The sequence below is a fragment of the Amycolatopsis bullii genome (assembly GCF_014654205.1).
In the GTDB taxonomy this organism is placed as follows: domain Bacteria; phylum Actinomycetota; class Actinomycetes; order Mycobacteriales; family Pseudonocardiaceae; genus Amycolatopsis; species Amycolatopsis plumensis.
On record NZ_BNAW01000034.1, the window covers coordinates 71,574 to 90,374 of the forward strand.

Annotated in this window: 19 protein-coding genes; 8 read left to right on the plus strand and 11 right to left on the minus strand. The window is 70.6% G+C overall.

From position 1 onward, the window contains the following. The first annotated feature begins 70 nt into the window (after nucleotides 1-70). Nucleotides 71-658, plus strand: a complete 588-nt coding sequence (locus tag IE317_RS30135) for a TetR/AcrR family transcriptional regulator (RefSeq protein ID WP_191314738.1) — start codon at nucleotides 71-73, stop codon at nucleotides 656-658. On the opposite strand, the gene IE317_RS30140 is transcribed toward IE317_RS30135, so the two are convergent. Continuing rightward, nucleotides 637-1,329 carry a glycoside hydrolase family 12 protein gene (locus IE317_RS30140; RefSeq protein ID WP_191314739.1) on the minus strand — a complete coding sequence of 231 codons (693 nt, stop codon included), beginning with the start codon at nucleotides 1,327-1,329 and terminating at the stop codon, nucleotides 637-639. The genes IE317_RS30135 and IE317_RS30140 overlap by 22 nt on opposite strands. A gap of 360 nt (nucleotides 1,330-1,689) precedes the next feature. Here IE317_RS30140 and IE317_RS30145 point away from each other — a divergent pair, with 360 nt between their 5' ends. Further along, nucleotides 1,690-2,058 (plus strand): VOC family protein, encoded by a 369-nt coding sequence (locus tag IE317_RS30145; protein ID WP_191314740.1) that lies wholly within the window; start codon nucleotides 1,690-1,692, stop codon nucleotides 2,056-2,058. Between the two features lies 1 nt (nucleotide 2,059). Here IE317_RS30145 and IE317_RS30150 read toward each other — a convergent pair whose 3' ends face one another. The 4 genes from IE317_RS30150 to IE317_RS30165 are packed head-to-tail and all read right to left on the minus strand — an operon-like array spanning nucleotide 2,060 to nucleotide 6,775. Beyond that, complete coding sequence (locus IE317_RS30150) at nucleotides 2,060-3,760, minus strand: amylo-alpha-1,6-glucosidase (RefSeq protein WP_191314741.1); 1,701 nt, start codon at nucleotides 3,758-3,760, stop codon at nucleotides 2,060-2,062. A 25-nt stretch (nucleotides 3,761-3,785) separates the two neighbouring features. Continuing rightward, nucleotides 3,786-4,595: a carbohydrate ABC transporter permease gene (locus tag IE317_RS30155; protein WP_191314742.1), complete on the minus strand. Its 810-nt coding sequence runs from the start codon at nucleotides 4,593-4,595 to the stop codon at nucleotides 3,786-3,788. Continuing rightward, nucleotides 4,592-5,536, minus strand: a complete 945-nt coding sequence (locus IE317_RS30160) for a carbohydrate ABC transporter permease (RefSeq protein ID WP_373309148.1) — start codon at nucleotides 5,534-5,536, stop codon at nucleotides 4,592-4,594. The genes IE317_RS30155 and IE317_RS30160 overlap by 4 nt, the downstream gene beginning before the upstream one ends. A 12-nt stretch (nucleotides 5,537-5,548) precedes the next feature. Further along, nucleotides 5,549-6,775, minus strand: a complete 1,227-nt coding sequence (locus IE317_RS30165; protein ID WP_191314744.1) for a sugar ABC transporter substrate-binding protein — start codon at nucleotides 6,773-6,775, stop codon at nucleotides 5,549-5,551. Nucleotides 6,776-6,932: 157 nt separating this feature from the next. Between IE317_RS30165 and IE317_RS30170 the strand changes: the two genes are divergently transcribed. Beyond that, complete coding sequence (locus tag IE317_RS30170) at nucleotides 6,933-7,946, plus strand: LacI family DNA-binding transcriptional regulator (protein ID WP_191314745.1); 1,014 nt, start codon at nucleotides 6,933-6,935, stop codon at nucleotides 7,944-7,946. 119 nt (nucleotides 7,947-8,065) lie between these two features. On the opposite strand, the gene IE317_RS30175 is transcribed toward IE317_RS30170, so the two are convergent. The 4 genes from IE317_RS30175 to IE317_RS30190 form a co-directional block, all read right to left on the minus strand. Further along, on the minus strand, nucleotides 8,066-9,304 hold the full coding sequence (locus IE317_RS30175; RefSeq protein WP_191314746.1) for a GDSL-type esterase/lipase family protein: 1,239 nt from the start codon (nucleotides 9,302-9,304) through the stop codon (nucleotides 8,066-8,068). A 21-nt stretch (nucleotides 9,305-9,325) separates the two neighbouring features. Further along, a complete protein-coding gene (locus IE317_RS30180) occupies nucleotides 9,326-10,276 on the minus strand; it encodes an arabinan endo-1,5-alpha-L-arabinosidase (RefSeq protein ID WP_191314747.1) in 951 nt (316 codons plus the stop codon). Nucleotides 10,277-10,361: 85 nt separating this feature from the next. Further along, nucleotides 10,362-11,918 carry an alpha-L-arabinofuranosidase B gene (locus tag IE317_RS30185; protein WP_191314748.1) on the minus strand — a complete coding sequence of 519 codons (1,557 nt, stop codon included), beginning with the start codon at nucleotides 11,916-11,918 and terminating at the stop codon, nucleotides 10,362-10,364. Nucleotides 11,919-12,142: 224 nt separating this feature from the next. After that, a complete protein-coding gene (locus IE317_RS30190) occupies nucleotides 12,143-12,544 on the minus strand; it encodes a winged helix-turn-helix transcriptional regulator (protein WP_191314749.1) in 402 nt (133 codons plus the stop codon). A gap of 121 nt (nucleotides 12,545-12,665) precedes the next feature. Between IE317_RS30190 and IE317_RS30195 the strand changes: the two genes are divergently transcribed. After that, on the plus strand, nucleotides 12,666-13,517 hold the full coding sequence (locus IE317_RS30195) for an SDR family oxidoreductase (protein WP_191314750.1): 852 nt from the start codon (nucleotides 12,666-12,668) through the stop codon (nucleotides 13,515-13,517). Nucleotides 13,518-13,559: 42 nt separating this feature from the next. Here IE317_RS30195 and IE317_RS30200 read toward each other — a convergent pair whose 3' ends face one another. Beyond that, on the minus strand, nucleotides 13,560-13,781 hold the full coding sequence (locus IE317_RS30200; protein ID WP_229902999.1) for a hypothetical protein: 222 nt from the start codon (nucleotides 13,779-13,781) through the stop codon (nucleotides 13,560-13,562). Nucleotides 13,782-13,964: 183 nt separating this feature from the next. Between IE317_RS30200 and IE317_RS30205 the strand changes: the two genes are divergently transcribed. From IE317_RS30205 to IE317_RS30215, 3 genes are all read left to right on the plus strand, one after another. Then, complete coding sequence (locus tag IE317_RS30205) at nucleotides 13,965-14,831, plus strand: manganese catalase family protein (protein ID WP_191314752.1); 867 nt, start codon at nucleotides 13,965-13,967, stop codon at nucleotides 14,829-14,831. 144 nt (nucleotides 14,832-14,975) lie between these two features. Beyond that, nucleotides 14,976-17,159, plus strand: a complete 2,184-nt coding sequence (glgX, locus tag IE317_RS30210) for a glycogen debranching protein GlgX (RefSeq protein ID WP_191314753.1) — start codon at nucleotides 14,976-14,978, stop codon at nucleotides 17,157-17,159. 72 nt (nucleotides 17,160-17,231) lie between these two features. Beyond that, entirely contained in the window at nucleotides 17,232-17,672 is a 441-nt protein-coding gene (locus IE317_RS30215) for an SRPBCC family protein (RefSeq protein ID WP_191314754.1), read from the plus strand. 75 nt (nucleotides 17,673-17,747) lie between these two features. Here IE317_RS30215 and IE317_RS30220 read toward each other — a convergent pair whose 3' ends face one another. Beyond that, nucleotides 17,748-18,227 carry a DUF4383 domain-containing protein gene (locus tag IE317_RS30220; protein WP_191314755.1) on the minus strand — a complete coding sequence of 160 codons (480 nt, stop codon included), beginning with the start codon at nucleotides 18,225-18,227 and terminating at the stop codon, nucleotides 17,748-17,750. A gap of 260 nt (nucleotides 18,228-18,487) precedes the next feature. Here IE317_RS30220 and IE317_RS30225 point away from each other — a divergent pair. Beyond that, nucleotides 18,488-18,801: cbb3-type cytochrome c oxidase subunit I (locus IE317_RS30225; RefSeq protein WP_191314756.1), on the plus strand; the 314-nt coding region annotated here is incomplete at its 3' end.

Sequence of the window (18,801 nt, forward strand, 5' to 3'; positions counted from 1 at the left end):
TGTGCGATGATGGTCAAGCGGAGGAGCCTCCGCTAACGCCGACCGTAGCACAACCGGAGGTGCCTCCGCTTTGCCTTCGCCCGACCCTGCCCGCCCGGTGCGTTCCGACGCGCGCCGCAACCGGGACAAGCTCGTCGCGGTCGCCCGGGCCGCGTTCGCCACCGGGCCCGTCGCCCTCGAAGCCGTTGCCCGCGAGGCCGGCGTCGGGATCGGGACGCTCTACCGGCATTTCCCGACCCGCGAGGCGCTCGTCGAAGCCGTTTATGCGGCGGAGCTCGACGACGTCACGGGGAGCGCGCCCGCTTTGCTCGATGCGCTTTCACCGGTGGAGGCGCTTCGTGCGTGGATGGACCGGTACGCGGCTTTCGTGGCCACCAAACGGGGAATGGGGGATGCCTTCCGGGCGAGCGTGGCGTCCGGGCGGATCGCGACGCCGGCGACGCGGCAGCGGATCACCGCCGCGATCGGCTCCATCCTCGACGCCGGCGCGAAGGCGGGGACGCTTCGCGCCGGCGTCGATCCGGAGGACGTGACCTTGCTGCTGCTCGGCACGTTCTTGTCCACTGTGGAGGAGAGTGATCCGGAGCGGACCGGGCGGATGCTCGACCTGATCGTCGACGCGCTGCGCGTGAGGACTCAGGACGCCGACACGGAATAGCTGTTCGAGGTGAAGTTCAGGCCGCCCGATGCCGACGTGATCTCGAAGCCGAACTGCACTTCGCCCAGGGTCACGTCGCCGAACCAGCCGCGGGCCTTGATCCAGTTCAGCACCGCCAGCACGTCGACCGTTCCGGCGTTCGTGTTCGACGTGCGCAGGAACGAGAACACCGCGTTCGAGCCGTTCGATCCCTTGTAGACGTCCCAGGTGTGACCGCCGACGCTCACCGTCGTCTGCTTGGTGCCGAGGGGACCGACCGCGCCCTGCTTGTTGACCCACAACATGATTTCGTAGGCGTTGTTGTTCGCCCAGATGTCATACGCGGTCTCATACGCCCCGCTGCCCGGGCGGCTCACAGTGAAACTGCTCGACACCTGGCGCAGCGAGCTCAGCGTCCGGCCGACGTTCTTCGCCGAGTGGGGGTACGACTTGATCCCGCCGGTGTTCGGGTGGTCGGCCCACACTCCCCAGTTGCTGTAGGAGTTCGCCCAGATCGTCTGCGGACCGGCCCCGCTGCCCCAGACGTCGTTGCGGACCGTGTAGCCGCCGTTGGACCAGGTCCCCCACTTGTCCGAGGACGACCAGGTGGCTGCTTCGGCCACCCCGGCGGTGGTGGCCACCACGGCGGCCGCGGTCAGTGAGACGAGCACGGAACGCACCACGTTGTGCATTGATTCGTCCTTTCCCGGATGACTGCGTCGAATCGTTTCGACGATTTATTCGGCGTGAACGGGAGTGAGACGACTATCGCAGGACAGTTGCGTACCGGTCAAGATACGGTCGGTGATTCACCGGCATTCGACCAGCATCGATCGCAACCATATCCGTAATACTTCGAGGATTTCGACGTGAGCCGCCGCTTCGATTTTGTCGAATCACCTCTCGTTTTCGCTCACCACCAGGAGACCGTCGTGGACGCCGCATTGTCGATGCGATTCGACGGGACAACGGACCCCGGCTTGACTGGTGTCAGGTTCCTGACATACGGTGGCCATGTCAGGAACCTGACACCAAGCGAAGGAGCAGCCACCATGCCCGCCACCGGACCCGACTTCGTCTCGCTCCAAGCACGCGACCTCGCCGCTTCACAGGCGTTCTACGAGCGGTACCTCGGCCTCGTCCGCTCGCCCGCCGGCCCTCCGCACGCCGTCGTCTTCGACACGAAACCGATCGCGTTCGCCCTGCGCGACATCGTTCCCGGCACCGATCTCGCCTCCGCCGCCCAGCCGGGCATCGGCGCCGCGATCTGGCTCCACGCCACCGATGTCCAGGCCATCCACGACGCTCTCGCCGCCGACGGGCACCGGATCGTCTCCGCGCCGGTCGACGGTCCCTTCGGGCGGACGTTCACCTTCGCCGACCCCGACGGCTACCACGTCACCCTCCACGACCAAGCCTGAGCTACGCCTCCGGGCGCGCTTCGGCGTCGGCGGCGAGCAGGAGGTAGGCGGCGGCCGTCCAGGTGTAGGCGCGGTCACGCAGGCCGTCCCCGGTCAGCGCGTCGAAGTTCTCGGCGAACCCGGACTTCTCGCACACCGCACGGAACCGGGCGCTGACGCGGTCGGCGAGCTCCGTCGCGCCGGCGCCGCGGAGGCCGTCCTCGATCAGCACGGTGACGGGCGCCCAGACCGGTCCCCGCCAGTAGCCGTCCGCCTCGTAGAACTCCGACGACGGCCGCTCGGTCGCCAGCCCGATGTCCGTCAGGTGCGCCTCCAGCCCGGCCACGACCCGGTCCCGGACGTCCGGGGGCAGGTGCTCGCCGAGCACGATCGGCATCAGATCCAGGAGACTCGCCCCGGACTGCACCGCCCCGGTCGCGACCGAGCGGCTGACGAACTTCGTGCCGTCCCACAGCTCGTCCAGCAGGGCCGCCAGCATGCTTTCCGCTTCGGCGGCCCACCGCGCGGCCGCATCGGGATCCCCCAGCTCCGCGGCCAGCACGGCCAGTTCCTTCAGCTGCAGCACCAGGAACGCGGCGAGGTCCGGCGTCCGCACGAGCCGCTCCCGCGCGAACGGCGTCGCGTTGTCCCAGCCGCTGTCGTTGCCGTGCTCGTAGTGGGCCAGCGGGCCGCCGGGCACGCGGCGGTGCTCCAGCCAGAACGTCGTCCACGCCGCCAGCTGCCGGTAGACCGGCCCGGGTTCGGGCAGGCCGCCGGGCAGGCGGCGGCGCAGGCGGCTCAGCGCCCAGCCGTGGATGGGTGGTTTGACGAAGTTGCGCAGCACCTCGGCGTGGGTGATCGAGTCGGGCAGCGCGCCCCGGTCGTCCTGGTGGTCGAAGACGACCTGGAACTGGTGCCAGGCCAGCTCCGGCCGTCCCCCGGCCAGCGCCAGTGCGTTGAAGCAGTGGTCCCAGCTCCACACCTTGTCCATCCAGTGCTTCGACATCAGCACCGCCGGACGGCCGACGAACCCGGCGGGCGCCACGATGGCCGACCACAGCACGTAACAGGCGAGCTCGGCCGCCGGCGTGCGCTCGCTGCGCCAGGGCGCCACCGAATCGGCGAAAGCGGCGAACCCGGCCGTGGCGGCGGCGACCACGTCGTCGAACGCCGACGCCGCCGCATACGGCTCGCGGGCGCCGGGGACTTCCTCGATCGCCACTTCCCACGCGCCGCCGCTCACGACGACGGCCCGCTCGGCCGTCCCGAGCGCTTCCGCGCCGACGTGCCGCACCTGTCCGGAAAGGACGGTGACGCGGTAGCGGTGCCCGGTTTCGTAGGAGGTGAAGACGGCGGATCCGTCGACCGGATCGGCGAAGAAGTAGGTGCCGGTGAACGGCGTCAGCGTGGCCTCCGCCGCGCGGATCCTCAGGTCGAGTCCGCGCCCGGCGATCCTCAGCACGTCGGGTGCCGCGAAGGCCGCGGTGATCCGCCCTCCGCCATCACCCCAGGTGAGCGCGGACGGCGTGGCGGCGGCCGGGACCGCCACCCGCTCGCCGCCGCTTTCGGGAACCAGCGCCAGGACCGCGTGCATGCCGTGGCGGTGGGACACCAGGTGCAGGTCGTCGGCGAAGGTGGCCTGGGCCACCACCGGCGAGAGGTCGAACCACGATCCGGGGTGGCTGAAGGGGATTTCCCGCAGCGAGAATTCGCCCGTGGGCACAGAGGCCGTCCTTTCCGAGAGGGATTCAGTCCTTGACGGCGCCCGCGGTGACGCCGGCGGCGACGAACCGCTGCGCCAGCACGAGGAGCACGGCGGCGGGCACGGAGGCGACCACCGCCGTCGCCATGATGGAGTTCCACTCCTGGTTGTTGTTGCCGATGTAGCGGTAGATGCCCAGGGTCAGCGGCCGCATCGAGCCGCCGCCGTCGAGCGTCGCCGCGAAGACGAAGTCCGACCAGGCCCACAGGAACGAGAACAGCCCGGCGGTCACCACCCCGTTGCGGCTGGCGGGCAGCACCACCGACCAGAACGCGCGCACCGCACCCGCGCCGTCGATGGTGGCCGCCTGGACCAGCTCGTCGGGCACCGAGGCCATGAACGAGGTCAGGATGAGCACGGCGAACGGCACCGCGATCGTCGAGTCGGCGAGGACCAGGCCCCAGGCGGTGTTGGTGATCCCCAGCGACACGTAGATCCCGTAGAAGCCCAGCGCCATGATGATGCCCGGGATCATCTGCGCCACCAGCAGCACGAAACCCAGCGCCCGGCCCCCGCGCGGGCGGAGCTTGGCCAGCGCGTACGCCGACGGCGCGGCCAGGGCGAGGGTCAGCGCCACCGTGCCCAGCGCGACGAACAGGCTGGTGGCGAAGTACGGGAGCTGCTCGCGCAGGACCCGCTCGTAGCCCTCGAACGTCGGCGCCGCCGGGAACCAGTCGGGCGGCGACTTGCGCATCCGCCCGGCCGGGGTCAGCGACACGTTGACCATCCAGTAGACGGGGAACAGCATCACGGCGGTGAGGACCAGCCCCACCGCGGTGCGCCAGCGGCGGATCACCCTGCCTCCTGCCTGCGCTGCGCGCGGATGTAGAGCAGCCCGGCGACCAGCGCCAGCAGGATGAGCACGTTGCCCACGGCCGCGCTGGGCCCGAACCGCGGCAGCATGCTGCCGAACCCGAGCCGGTAGGACCAGGTGGCCAGGGTGGTCGACGCCTCGCCGGGGCCGCCCTTGGTCATGATCCAGATGACGTCGAACACCTTCAGCGTGTAGACCAGCCCCAGCAGCAGGGTGATCGCCGATACTCCGCGCAGGAGCGGGAAGGTGACGTGCCGGAACCGCTGCCACGCCCCGGCACCGTCGAGCGACGCCGCTTCGTAGACCTCGGCCGGGATGTTCTGCAGGCCGCTGTGCAGCACGACGAGGTTGAACGGCACACCGATCCAGATGTTGGCGATGATCACCGAGACCAGCGCCCAGGACGGCGACGTCAGCCAGTCGATCCGGCCGGCGCCGAACCAGCCCAGCACGGAATTGACCACCCCGGATTCGCTGTTGAGCAACCACGCCCACGTCGAGCCCGAGACGATCAGCGGCAGCAGCCAGGGCACGAGGAACAACGCGCGCAGCGTCGGGCCCAACCGGAAGTGGCGGGCGAAGAACACCGCCATCGCCAGGCCGATGCCGTATTGGAAGAGCAGCGACGCGGCGGTGAAGACGAGCGTGTTGAGCAGCGCCGTGCGGAAGGTCGGATCGGTGAACACTGTCGCGTAGTTGTCGAACCAGACCAGCGGCGCGCCGCCGTGCACGAAGGTGCGGACGGTGTAGCTGCGCAGGCTGAGATCGACGTTCGTCACGAGCGGATAGCCGTAGCACAGCAGGAGGTAGGCGACGAGCGGCGCGAGGAACGCCCACGCGAGCAGCTGCTGCCGGCGGCGCCGGCCGCCCCGTCCGGGCGCTCGCGCGGCCGGACGGGCGGGGGCCGTCTGACGGGTGTCCAGCACGGGCCCGGCCTACTTCGCCGACGCGGCGGTCGCCTGCGCGGCCGCAAGGGCCGCGTCCGGGGCCTTCGCGCCGGTGAGCGCGGCCTGCACGGCACCCCAGAGCGGTTCGGAGATCCGCGGGTACCGGGTGCCGAGGTTGTCGCCGGTGCGGCCCTTCGCGACCTTGACCGCATCGACCCACACCTTCAGCTCGGGCTGGGCGGCGATCTGCTTGTCCTGCACCGACGGCACGGCGGAGACGTAGGTCAGCGCGGTGTCGGAGTCGAGCACGTTGGCCGGGCTGGTCAGGCAGGAGGCGATCCTGCCCGCGGTCTTCTCGGCGTCCGGGCTGCTCTGGGCGGGCACGGTGACGAACTCGCCGCCGGTCGGCGCCGGGGCCGCTCCCCCGGTGCGCGCCGGGATCGGGAGGGCGCCGTAGTCGAAGCCGGCCTTCTTCGCGTTCTGCAGCTGCCAGGTGCCGTTCTCGGCGAAGGCGTAGTCGCCGGTCGCGAACTCCTGCCAGCTGGTCGTCTGCGTGTTGCCGACCACCGAGTTCGGGGCGTACCCCTTGTCCAGCCACGACTTCCACTGCGCGAGCGCGGAGACGGCGTCGGCCGAAGCCAGGTCGGTGAGGTTCGCGCCCGAGCCCCAGAACCACGGCAGGAACTGGAAACTGCCCTCCTCGGTGCCGATGGCGGAGAACGTGAGGCCCTTCTTGCCCGCGGCGTGCACCTTGGCCAGTGCCGCGTCGAGACTCGCCCAGTCCTTGACCGACGCCGGGTCGACACCGGCCGCGGTCAGCACGGCCTTGTTGTAGTAGAGGGCGAGCGTGTTCGCCCCGATTGGGACGCCGTAGACCTGGCCCTTGACGTCGGCGGCGGCGAGCAGGTTCGGGGCGACCTGCGCGGCGTCGAGCCCGGTGTCCGCATTGGACTTGAGCACCCCGCCCTCGGCCAGCGTCGAGACCACCGGGTTGTCCACCACGAGGACGTTCGGCGCGGTGTTCTGCTGGGCGGCGAGCAGCACCTTGTTGGTGAGGTCGGTCGTGTCGAACGCCTGCCGGGCGATCTTGACCCCGGCGTCGGCGCCGCACTTGTCGATCACCTTCGCCCACGCGGAGCTCGCGTCGAACTGCGGGTAGGGGTCCCAGACGGTGAACGTGCCGCCGCCGTCACCCGGGGCCGGCGAGGAGGAGCACGCGGCCAGGGTCGTCGCGACGACGGCCACCGACAGCAGCCGGGTGATCTGACGCTTCATGGGAAGTCCTTCCTGTCGGCACCGGCGACGACGTTCTCGGTCTCATCGAACCGGTTCGATGCTGACGAGCGGCGTCACCGTAAACCGCGAGGACTCTCCTGCGCAATACCGCGTGTACTACGATCGAACCGGTTCAGGACGACCGGTCGGGAGTGGAATGAACATCGGGGAGATCGCGCGGCGCGCGGGGGTTTCGCGCAGCACCGTGTCGTACGCGCTGAGCGGCAAACGCCCGGTGTCGGCGGCCACCGTGCAGCGCATCAACGACGTCATCGCCGAGCTCGGCTACCGGCCCAACGCCAGTGCCCGCGCCCTGGCCGAAGGCCGCACCCGCACGCTGGGCCTGGTGGTCCCGCCGGCCAGCCGCCGGTTGACCGACGTCCAGCTGGGGTTCGTCGGCAGCGTCGTCGACGCGGCGGCCGCCCACGACCTCGACGTCCTGCTCTCCCCCAGCGGCGGCGACCACGACCGGTCGTTCGAGCGCATCGTGACCGGACGGCGCGTCGACGGCGTGATCCTGATGGAGATCCTCCTGGAGGACCCGCGGGTCGAGCGGCTGAGCCAGGCGAGCCTGCCGTTCGTGACGATCGGCCACGTGGAGCACCCGGGAGCGTCCTGGTGGGTCGACGTCGACTACGGCGCCCTGATCACGCGCTGCGTGCACCACCTGGCGGACCTGGGGCACGAAGAGGTGGTGCTGATCAACCGATCGGCGGAACTCGTCGCGGCGGGCTACGGCCCGGCCCTGCGCTCGGCGACGGGTTTCCTGGACGCCACGGCCGCCCGGGGTTTGACGGCGCGTACGGTGTGCTGCGCGGACGAAGCGGCGGCGGGCCTGGCCTGCTTCGAGCAGATCCGGGCGCAGTGGCCCGCGGTGACGGCGGCGGTGACGATCAACGAAGCGGCCCTGCCCGGCGTCCAGCGCGCGTTGCACCGCGCGGGGCTCGAGGTGCCCCGCGACTTTTCGCTGACGGGCGTGATCGCGGAGCGCCTGGCGGAGGATTTCCACCCCCCGTTGACCGCGGCGGACGTGCCCGCGGTCGAGCTGGGGCGGCTGGCGGTGGACCTGCTGCTGGCCCAGATCGCGGACCGGGGCGCGGAACCGCGGCACGCCCTGCTGGAGCCGCCGATCTCACTGCGGTCGAGCACGGGCGCCCGCCGCCGAGCCTGACCGCGACCCGCACCAAGCGCCCTGCCGCCGCTGGTCGTGAGGGGTAAGGCGGGTTCCAACCCGCCTTACCTCTCACGACGGCCACCGCGCGGATCGAACCGGTTCGACCACCCCTCCGGTCAGCGGGCGAACACCTTCAGGTCGATCGAGTCGCCGAGGAGCCGGTCGCCTGCCGCATTCGGGTGATAGCAGTCGGTGCGCCAGTCCGCGCGGATCACCGTCGGGTCCGCCGGGTCCCGCAGCACGGCGTCGAAGTCGAGCACCGCGTCGAACACCCCCGAAGTGCGGATCCACGCGTTGACCGCGAGGCGGGCCTGCTCCTTCGGACTGCCGGCCGCGTTGCACATCGGCAGGATCGTCGCGCCGACGATCCGGCGGCCCGTCGCGTGCACCCGCCCGGCGATGCCGCGCATCGCGTCGATGACCTGCTCGGCCGGGGCCGGCGGCGCGTTGTCGCCGCCGCCGAGGTCGTTCGTGCCCTCCAGGAGCAGGACGTACCGCACGCCCGGCAGGGAGAGCACGTCCCGGTCGAGGCGGGCCGGCGCGGGCGGGCCGCAGCACTGGCCGGTCGGGTCGTACGGGTTCGGCTGGACGCTGACCGTGTTGCCGCTGATGCCCGCGTTCGCCACCGACAGCCGCCGCGACGGCGGAAGCGTCCCGATGCGCTCGGCGAGCACGTCGGTCCAGCGCGGACCGCCGCCGAAGGCGTTGTAGCCGTCGGTGATCGAATCGCCGAGGGCGACGATCGTGCCGCGGGCGGGCGACGCGGCGCTGATCGCGTCCGCCCACCACAGGACACCGGGCGCGAAGGGCCCGTACGCGCTCCCCGATTCGTCCGCGCCGGCGTCACCGGGACCGGCCGAGGTGAACGAGCCGGGTGTGTACTTCTCGGGTGGCGGGAAGGTGTGGTCGTTGACCGGCGCCCCCGGCGCGTAGATGCTCACCGCGACGTGGTCACCGCGCCGGACCTGCAGCGGCAGCGGGTCGGTCCACACGCTCTTGCCCGGCGGGATCGTCACCGCGTGCCGGAAGCCGAACGTGGCCCGCCGGTTCGACCCCGGCACGAGCGCGGGCGAGTTCGTCGACGGCTGCCGGCCCACCCACACCGAACGCACGGTCATCGCGGTGCCACCGAACGGGTTGCTCAGCCGGACCCGCAGCGCGGCCCCGGTGGCGGTCACGGTGAGCACGTTGCGGACGGTGACGTCGGGCGCGGTGCCGTGCACGCCTTCGAGCGCGGACTCGGTCAGCGTCACCCAGCCCGGTGGCGCCCCGCCGGGCGGCGAGGCGTCCGCGGTCGCCGGGCTCAGCAGCGACGCGGAAACGGCCAGGACCACAGCGGTTCGGCGGAGGCGCATCCGGGACGTCCTTTCCGGTGATCAGCCGACGACCGGCCAGCCGGCCGCGTCGTAGGTCAGGCGGTTGATGCCGAGGCGGGCCGTGCCGTTGTCGGCGTAGTAGTGGTAGATCAGCAGATCGCCGTCGTTGTCGGCAAGCACGGCTTCGTGACCCGGCCCGTGGATGCTGCCGTGGCCGGCCAGGATTTCGGTACCGCCGCCGGAGTTCATCGCCACACCGTTGCGGTCGGCGTAGGGCCCGGTGACGCTGGTGGACCGGCCCACCATGACGCGGTAGGTGCTCGAAGCGCCGCGGCAGCAGAAGTCGAACGACACGTACTGGTAGTAGTACTGGCCGCGCTTGACGATGAACGGCGCCTCGATCGCCCCGCCGCCGCGCCCGGCGATGGCGGTCAGGCCGCTGCCCTGGCGCAGCCCCGTCGCGGGGTTCAGCGAGATCAGCTTGACGCCCGTCCAGAACGAGCCGAAGGCCAGCCACCACCGGCCCTGGTCGTCGACGACGAGGTTCGGGTCGATGGCGTTGAAGTTGTCGCTGCTGCGGGATTCGATGACCAGGCCCCGGTTGGTCCAGCTGCCGGACGCGCCGGACGGGCTGGTGGCCAGGAAGATCGCGGAGTGGTTGGAGCCGAACGTCGAAGCCGAGTAGTACAGGTAGTACTGGCCGCTGTGGTAGGAGATGTCCGGGGCCCACAGACGGCGGTCGCCTCCGGTGTAGGGGGTCGTCCACGGTGCACCGCCCGGGAACACCGAACCGGCGGCGGAAAAGGCGATCCGGTCGGTGGAGGTCTTCAGCGTGATGCCGTCGCCGGTGTGCGCCACCAGGTAACCGCCGTCCGGGCGCTTGACCACGCTCGGGTCGTGCACCCCGGCGTCACCGGTGACGCGGCCGGGATCGGGGTAGGCGGCCGCGGCGGGCAGCAGCGCGGCCACGGCGAAGAAGAGGGCGGAGAAAGACGCTCGAATGGACGGCATGCTGCCTCCAACCAGGTCGGGTGCGGGACCGCACGCTGTCACGCGCCCGGTCCGTCCCGGGACCGGGCGCGTGACGGTCATCGGATCAAGACGCCCACGGTGCGCTGACGAGCCAGCTCACGTCGTCGCTGTAGGCGTTGGCGTTGTCGAACGTGTTCGACCCGCCGTTGGCGGCGATGTAGAGGATGTTGTCGTAGTGGCGGACGTACCGGTCGGGGAAGTTGAGCGAGCGGAGCGAGGCACCCTGGCCGTTGCGGCCGGCCTCCGGGCAGAAGGTCGCGTCCTGGGCGAACAGCGAGCTCCCGTCGTTGGCCTGCAGGTACAGCCGGTAGTTCTGGTGCCGCAGGTACTGCCCGGCCACGTTCTTCGACTCGAACGACACGCACGAGCTGCTGCCGAGTCCGGTCCGGACGGTCCAGGAACCGTTGCCCTTCTCCGTGGCCGAGCTGCCGCTGCCGATCACCGCCGTGTCCACAGTGGACCCGGTGTGGTGGATGTAGCGGTCGGTGCAGCAGGCGGTGGTGGCGCGCAGTGAGACCGCCGTGCCCGGCGTCAGCCCGGTGCCCGCGGAGCTCGTGGCGTACCCGGCCGCGGTGATGTTGGCCTGCACCGCGTTTTCCGTGGCGTCCGACGGATAACCGGACGTCATCACGCCCTCGTAGAAGGTGCCGCGGGCGCCGACGCTGTTGTCGCCGCCGATGCCGAGGATGATGGCTCCTTCCTTCTTCATCGGGTTGTAGCCCGCCACGTTCGGGCGCACGCCGTCGTAGAAGGTCGACACGCCACCGGACTGGGCGTTGCCGCCGCGGATGGCCCACCGGTTGGGGCCGCCCTTGACGATGGCGGTCAGGAAGCGGTGGCTGATGCTGGGATCGTTGGCGTTGTAGTGCTGGTTGACCCCGGAGAACAGGCCGTTCTCGAGGTCGGCCATGATCCACGGCCCGTTGCCGGCGCCGTAGCCCCAGACCTTGATGTTGCCGAAGTAGATGGCCTCCATCGTGCCGTTGCCGTTGTCGCGGCTGTTGCGCTCGGCGTTGCCGTAGTCGAAGCAGCAGCCGCCGTTGTAGTGGGTGCCGTCGAAGATGGCGTACATGCCTTCCGGCTGATCGCCGGTCGCGACACCGTTGGTGTTGTTGTTGCGGTAACCGGTTCCGGGGGCGATGTAGACGCCGTACGCCTTGTGCCCGCCGACGCTGATCGGCGCCGCGGTGGCGTTGGCGAGGTTGTCGTAGCCGCCCGCGGCCGGCCCCTGGAAGCCGCCCGGCGGGGCCTGCGTGAGGCGGTTGTTGCGGCCGGACTGGTCGTAGATGACCGTGATCAGGCAGGTGGTTCCCGCGCAGAAGGAATCCTGCGCCGCCGCGTTGGCCACGCCACCCGCGGCCAAGGGGGCGATGTCGCGCGTGGCGCTGTCGGACGCGCGCCGGACCTGGTACAGCGGACCGGTGTAGGCGCCGTACAGGGCCCGCGTGGTGGAATGCGCGGCCACGCACGGCGTGCCACCGGCGGCGTAGATGTCGCACGGCCCTTGGGTGGCCGCTTGGGAGGTGCCGCCGGCGGCCAGCAGGCCGGTGACGAGCGCGCCGGTCGCGATGAGCGCCTGGAGGAGGGGACGGGGACGGACGTGCCTCGGCTGTCGTGCCATGGGTGATCTCCCGCTGGGGTACGGAAATCGTCGATTCGACAGGTGCGCGGGCCGGCGACGTTGCCACCCTCTCCTCGATCACCGACACGCAGGAACGGCACAAGCGGAGCGATTGTGAGCGCTAACATAACGCCCCGGCCACCCGAGCGCAACGGCCCGTTCGCCGGCCGGGCATTTCGACGCTTTCGAGATCGCGTTGTCCCGCAACGGGTTTCAGCGGGAAGTCACGCGCTCGCGGTTTTCGCTTCGTCGTACCGGGCCTGGGCCGCCAGCACGTCGGGGACACCGGCCTCGAGGACCTCGATCAACGCCACCAGCCGCTGGGCGACCTCCCGCCCGGCGGGGGTGAGGCTGTACTCCACGTGCGGCGGGATCGTCGGACGCGCGTCCCGGTACACGAACCCGTCGCGCTCGAGCGCCTGCAGCGTCTGGGCGAGCATCTTCTCGCTGACCCCCTGCACCCGGCGGCGCAGCGCGTTGAACCGGAACACGCCGTCGTTCAGCGCGACCAGCGCCAGCACTCCCCACCGGCCGGTCACGTGCTCCAGCACGGCACGGGAAGCGCACGCGGCACTGAACACGTCGGCGACGAGGGCCTCGTGCTCGGCGTCAGCTTGTCCGTCCACTCCCCGGATACTACCCGAGAGTTTGCACAACGAATGTGACGGCACTGACAATGAGTTGGTACTTTCTAAAAGTTAGTACATGCTCCATGGGACCAGGTACTTGAACTTTCAAGGAGTCGTCATGATCGTCGTCACCGGCGCCACCGGCCACCTCGGCAGGCTCGTCGTCGAAGGCCTGCTCGAGAAGCTGCCCGCCGACCAGGTCGTCGCCGCGGTGCGCAGCCCGGAGAAGGCCGCCGACCTCGCCGAACGCGGCGTCGAGGTGCGCCGCGCGGACTACACCGACCCGGAAAGCCTGGTCGCCGCGCTCAAGGGGGCCGACAGGGTCCTGCTGGTGTCGAGCAGCGAGGTCGGTCAGCGCGCCGCGCAGCACCAGGCGGTCGTCGAGGCGGCCAAGCAGGTCGGCGTCCGCCACCTCGTCTACACCAGCGCACCGCAGGCGACGACGTCGAAGCTGGTGCTGGCCCCGGAGCACAAGGCGACCGAGGAACTGATCGAGGCCTCCGGCCTGCCCGCCACGATCCTGCGAAACAACTGGTACAACGAAAACTACGCCGACACGATCAAGCAGGCCGCCCGGACCGGCAGCTTCGTGGGCAGCGCGGGTGACGGCCGCGTCGCCAGCGCCGCCCGCGCCGACTACGCCGCCGCTGCGGTCGCGGTGCTGACCGGCGAAGGCCACGAAGGCAAGATCTACGAACTCGCCGGTGACGTCACCTGGACGAACGCGGACCTCGCCGCCGAGATCGCCAAGGCCACCGGCCGCGAGATCACCTACGTCGACCTGCCGTCCGACGAGCACGTCAAGGCACTGACCGGCGCCGGTCTCCCGGAGTCGCTCGCCGGCTTCCTCGCCGCGATCGACGCCGACATCAAGGCCGGCCTGCTCGCCGAGACCACCGATGACCTGCGCACCCTCATCGGCCGCCCCAGCACGCCGATCGGCGTGACCGTGGCCGGGATCGTCGGCTGAACGCCGGGGTGGGGAGCCCCCGGGCGGGGCTCCCCACCGGCGTCACATCGGCCGGCCGGGCTTCCGCTGCGAAACGCTGTTCTCGCGCAACGGCGGCTGCCACACCCGGGGTTCCGGGGACGCGGCGTCGTCGCCCGGCTGGTCGAGCGGGTCGGTCCCGTTCTGCCAGCGAGCCCAGTGAGCCGCGCACATCCTCCGCCAGAGGGCCGGCTCGTCGCACTGGTACCGCCGGCAGGTCGGCACCCGCTCCTGGTGATCGCTCACGTATCGCTCCACTCGCCATCGAACGTTCCGCGTTCAACTACCACAGCGACGGTGGCGTTGTCGATCCTCGGCGCCCTCGGTGAAGACGTCGATGATCGCCGTGGTTAACCGTCCGCTAACCGGGAAAGCCTCCTGGACCGCCGGCCCCCGCCGGTGCCACCCCGGACGACGGAGGGAATTCTCGTGTTCCGTCACACGAAGCTGCTGCAGTTCGAAGCCAAGCCCGAAAAGCCGGACGCCGTCTACGCCCGCAAGCTCCAGGAACTCATCGGCGGCGCCTTCGGTGAGATGACCGTGACCATGCAGTACCTGTTCCAAGGCTGGAACTGCCGCATCGAAGGCAAGTACAAAGACCTGATCATGGACACCGCGACCGAAGAAATCGGCCACGTCGAAATGCTCGCCACCATGGTCGCCCGCCTGCTCGAAGGTGCCCCCTCGACCGTCACCGCCGAAGCCGTCAAAGACCCGGTGATGGCCGCGACGATCGGCGGGATGGACGTCCAGCAGGCCATCGTCGGCGGCGGCGGCGCCCTGCCCGCCGACAGCAACGGCTACCCCTGGAACGGCAAATACATCGTCGCCTCCGGCAACCTGCTCGCCGACTTCCGCGCGAACGTCGCCGCCGAGGCCCAGGGGCGGCTGCAGACCGCACGCCTGTACAACATGACCGACGACCCCGGCGTCAAGGCGATGCTCCAGTTCAACCTGGCCCGCGACACCGTCCACCAGAAGCAGTGGCTCGCCGCGATCGAAGAGCTCAAGGCCGACGGGCTGGAAGGCGACATCGCCCCCGGCGCCCTGCTCGACGAGGAAGACCAGACCCACAACCACACGATCTGGCACCTCTCCGACGGCCCGGACGGCGCAAAGGGCGCCAGCTGGACCACCGGCGCCGGCATCGAGTACCTGATGGACCCCGAGCCGCTCGGCGGCCCGGGCACCGCGCCGAAGCCCGACCCGGCGCTCTTCGGGACGTACGCGCCCCTGCAGGACGCCAAGGGCACGGCCAAGGGCAAGGCCAAGGAAGTCAAGAACAAGCTGACCTGACACCGCCCGTGATCGGCGCGGGACCGCCTGAAGCCGGCGGTCCCGCGCCGGTGGTGCGTCCGGGTGAGGAGGGCGACGTCACGGTGTCCGGGGCCGCCGGGCTGGGTATCCCCGCCGGAGATCACTCGCACCTCTGGAGGCCCAGTGCAGCCCTGGCCCGGTTCCCCCTACCCGCTCGGAGCCGATTACGACGGCGTCGGCACCAATTTCGCGCTCTTCTCCGAGGTCGCCGACCGCGTCGACCTGTGCCTGTTCGACCCGGACGGAACCGAGACCCGGATCCGGCTGCCGGAGGTCGACGGCTTCGTCCACCACGGCTACCTGACCGGCGTCGGCCCCGGCCAGGAGTACGGTTTCCGCGTCCACGGGCCGTACGACCCGGCCCGCGGCCTGCGCTGCAACCCGGCGAAGCTCCTGCTCGACCCGTACGCCAAGGCCGTCACCGGCAAGGTGGACTGGGACGAGTCCGTGTTCAGCTACCGCTTCGGCAACCCCGCCGAGCGCAACGACGACGACTCGGCGGCGCACACCGTCCGCGCGGTCGTCGTCAACCCGTACTTCGACTGGGCCAACGACCGGCCGCCGAACGTGCCCTACAACGAGACCGTCGTCTACGAGGCGCACGTCCGCGGGCTGACGAAGCTGCACCCGGACATCCCGGAGGAGCTGCGGGGGACCTACTCCGGGCTGGCGCACCCGGTGATGGTCGAGTACCTCAAGACCCTCGGCGTCACGGCCGTCGAGCTGATGCCGGTCCACCAGTTCCTGCACGACCACGCCCTCACCGAGCGCGGCCTGGCCAACTACTGGGGCTACAACACCATCGCCTTCTTCGCGCCGCACAACGAGTACGCCGCCTCGATCATGTCCGCCACCCCGGGCAGCGAGGTGCACGAGTTCAAGGCGATGGTGCGGACGCTGCACGAGGCGGGCATCGAGGTCATCCTCGACGTCGTCTACAACCACACGGCCGAGGGCAACCACCTCGGGCCGACCCTGTCCATGCGCGGCATCGACAACCAGGCCTACTACCGGCTGGTCGAGAACGACCCGCAGTACTACATGGACTACACCGGCACCGGCAACTCGCTCAACGTGCGCCAGCCGCACACGCTGCAGCTCATCATGGACTCGCTGCGGTACTGGGTCACCGAGATGCACGTCGACGGCTTCCGGTTCGACCTCGCCGCCACGCTGGCCCGTGAGTTCTACGACGTCGACCGGCTGGCCACGTTCTTCGACCTGGTGCAGCAGGACCCCGTGGTGAGCCAGGTGAAGCTGATCGCCGAGCCGTGGGACGTCGGCCCGGGTGGTTACCAGGTCGGCAACTTCCCGCCGCTGTGGACCGAGTGGAACGGCGCCTACCGGGACACCGTCCGCGACTTCTGGCGGGGCGAACCGGCGACGCTGGGCGAGTTCGCGTCCCGGATCACCGGCTCGTCGGACCTCTACCAGAGCGACGGCCGCCGCCCGTTCGCGTCGATCAACTTCGTCACCGCGCACGACGGCTTCACGCTGAACGACCTGGTGTCGTACAACGAAAAGCACAACGAGGCCAACGGCGAGGACGGCCGCGACGGCGCCGACGACAACCGGTCGTGGAACTGCGGTGCGGAAGGCCCGACGGAGGACGAGAAGGTCCTCGACCTGCGGGCGCGCCAGCGCCGGAACCTGATCGCCACGCTGCTGCTGTCCCAGGGCGTGCCGATGCTCCTGCACGGCGACGAGCTCGGCCGCACCCAGGACGGCAACAACAACGCCTACTGCCAGGACAACGAGCTGTCCTGGGTGGACTGGTCGCTGCTGGAGCGCAACCGCGAGCTGTTCGAGTTCACCTCGGCCGTCGTCGACCTCCGCCACCAGCACCCGGTGTTCCGCCGCCGCCGGTTCTTCGCCGGGCGGCCGATCCGCCGCGGCGACGAACTGCGCGACATCGCCTGGTTCACCCCGGCCGGCGACGAGATGACCGACCAGGACTGGGAGGCCGGCTTCGGCCGCAGCATCATGGTCTTCCTCAACGGCACGGCGATCCCCGACCTCGACGCCCGCGGCGAGCGCGTGGTGGACGACTCGTTCCTGCTCTGCTTCAACGCCCACGACGACGACATCACGATGACCGTCCCCGACGGCGGCTACGGCGAAGAGTGGGCGATCGTGCTCGACACCGCGACGGGCGAGGTGTTCCACCGCTCGGTGGGCGGCGTCCTGGTCGGCGGCGTGGCCGGTGACCAGCTGGCGACCCCGCGCACGGTGCCGGGACACGGCGAGCTCGTCGTCGGCGGCCGGTCCCTCACCGTGCTGCTGCGCACCAAGGAGCAGGACGCGTAACCCCGGGCACGCGGGGTAGCCGGGCTCCGACGGCGGGCGACCCGGCTACCGCCGCGTGAACGGGAGGCACCCATGGACAAGGCGACGTACCGCATCGAGGTCGGCGCCCCGGCCCAGGCCTGCTACGACTGGTGGCGGCCGCTCACCCGGCTCCCCGAGATCTTCTCCGACGTCGAATCCGTCGAGGCGGTCACCGGCGACGAAACGCGGACGCGCTGGAAGGTGGCGGGGCCGGCCGGCGCCACCGTCGAGTGGGAAGCCCGGATCACCGAGGACTCCCCGCCGCACCGGCTCGCCTGGACCACGGCCGGCCAGGCCGATTCCGACGTCTCGAACGCCGGAGTCGTCCTCTTCGAAGACCTGGGCGACGGGCGCACCGCGCTGGAGGTCAGCCTCGAGTACGCCGTGCCCGGCGGGAAACTCGGCGAAGCGGTCGCCACCCTGCTGGCGAACCCGCAGCACAAGGTCGAGCGGGCCTGCACCGAGTTCAAGCGGATCATCGAAACCCGCTAGCACGGCACGGGACGTCGGCGGGCCATGGTGAGCAGCCGCCGACGTCCCCCGGTGACCACGCGGGGCGCGTGGTGGTCAGCCGAGGCCGGGACCCCGGGCGGCGTGCGGCCCCGGACCGGCGGCGCTGCCCGCGCGGGCGGTCAGCAGGCCGAGGGCGATCATGCCGACGCCCAGGCCCAGGTGCAGCCAGTTGTCCGCGGTGTTGACCGGCACGAAGTTCGCGTCGCTGCCGTGGTCGATCAGCAGCCCGTACAGCCAGAGCACCAGGTAGACGGCACCGCCGGCGACGAGGAACAGGCGGGCACCGCGCGAGGTGCGGGCCGCGGCGAGGCCGACGACGCCGAACAGCAGGTGGACGATGTTGTGCAGCACCGAGACCATGAACACGCCGAGCAGCATGGCCATCGAGTCGTGGCCGGCGAAGCTCAGCTGGTCGTAGCCGGTGGTGATGCCCGGGATGAAACCGAGCACGCCGACCAGCAGGAAGACGACCGCGACGACCGCGGCGGCGACCTGCACGGGTGTTCTGGTCCGGGCGGGGGTGGCGGTGGACATGGCGGTTCCTTTCGCCGGGGCGCGCCGCGGCCGGCACCCGTTGGGCCGGCCGGAGGACCGCGCTACGCCGCGCGGCATACCCGTCCGCACCGCCGCTAAGCCCCCATCGGGGTCTCGCTGAGGTTGCGGATCACCGCCGCCGCGGTATCGCCCGGACGGCGGAACCCGGAAATCGCCCCCGGCCCCGGCGTGTATTCGCGGTCATGCCCGGGTACGCGCGCGGGAACAGCTCGTTCCCCGGCGGCGCAGGTGGGAGTCCGATGACCGACACGGTGACACGCCCGGCTCCGATCCCGCACCGGCCGGTGTGGCGGGGCAAGCGCGGCGCGACGATCCTGAAGACGATCCGCACCACCGACCACAAGACGATCGGCGTGCTCTACCTGACGACGTCGTTCGGGTTCTTCCTGATCGGCGGCCTCACGGCCCTGCTGATGCGGGGCGAACTCGCCCGGCCCGGCCTGCAGTTCCTCTCCCCGGAGCAGTACAACCAGCTGTTCACCATGCACGGCACGATCATGCTGCTGCTCTACGCCACCCCGAACCTGTTCGGGTTCGCCAACTTCGTCCTGCC

Excerpts from the sequence above, each read along its gene's own strand:
- IE317_RS30140 (WP_191314739.1), bottom strand. The coding sequence starts at position 1,329 with ATGCACAACGTGGTGCGTTCCGTGCTCGTCTCACTGACCGCGGCCGCC.
- IE317_RS30145 (WP_191314740.1), top strand. The coding sequence starts at position 1,690 with ATGCCCGCCACCGGACCCGACTTCGTCTCGCTCCAAGCACGCGACCTC.
- IE317_RS30165 (WP_191314744.1), bottom strand. The coding sequence starts at position 6,775 with ATGAAGCGTCAGATCACCCGGCTGCTGTCGGTGGCCGTCGTCGCGACG.
- IE317_RS30170 (WP_191314745.1), top strand. The coding sequence starts at position 6,933 with ATGAACATCGGGGAGATCGCGCGGCGCGCGGGGGTTTCGCGCAGCACC.
- IE317_RS30175 (WP_191314746.1), bottom strand. The coding sequence starts at position 9,304 with ATGCGCCTCCGCCGAACCGCTGTGGTCCTGGCCGTTTCCGCGTCGCTG.
- IE317_RS30180 (WP_191314747.1), bottom strand. The coding sequence starts at position 10,276 with ATGCCGTCCATTCGAGCGTCTTTCTCCGCCCTCTTCTTCGCCGTGGCC.
- IE317_RS30185 (WP_191314748.1), bottom strand. The coding sequence starts at position 11,918 with ATGGCACGACAGCCGAGGCACGTCCGTCCCCGTCCCCTCCTCCAGGCG.
- IE317_RS30195 (WP_191314750.1), top strand. The coding sequence starts at position 12,666 with ATGATCGTCGTCACCGGCGCCACCGGCCACCTCGGCAGGCTCGTCGTC.
- IE317_RS30215 (WP_191314754.1), top strand. The coding sequence starts at position 17,232 with ATGGACAAGGCGACGTACCGCATCGAGGTCGGCGCCCCGGCCCAGGCC.
- IE317_RS30220 (WP_191314755.1), bottom strand. The coding sequence starts at position 18,227 with ATGTCCACCGCCACCCCCGCCCGGACCAGAACACCCGTGCAGGTCGCC.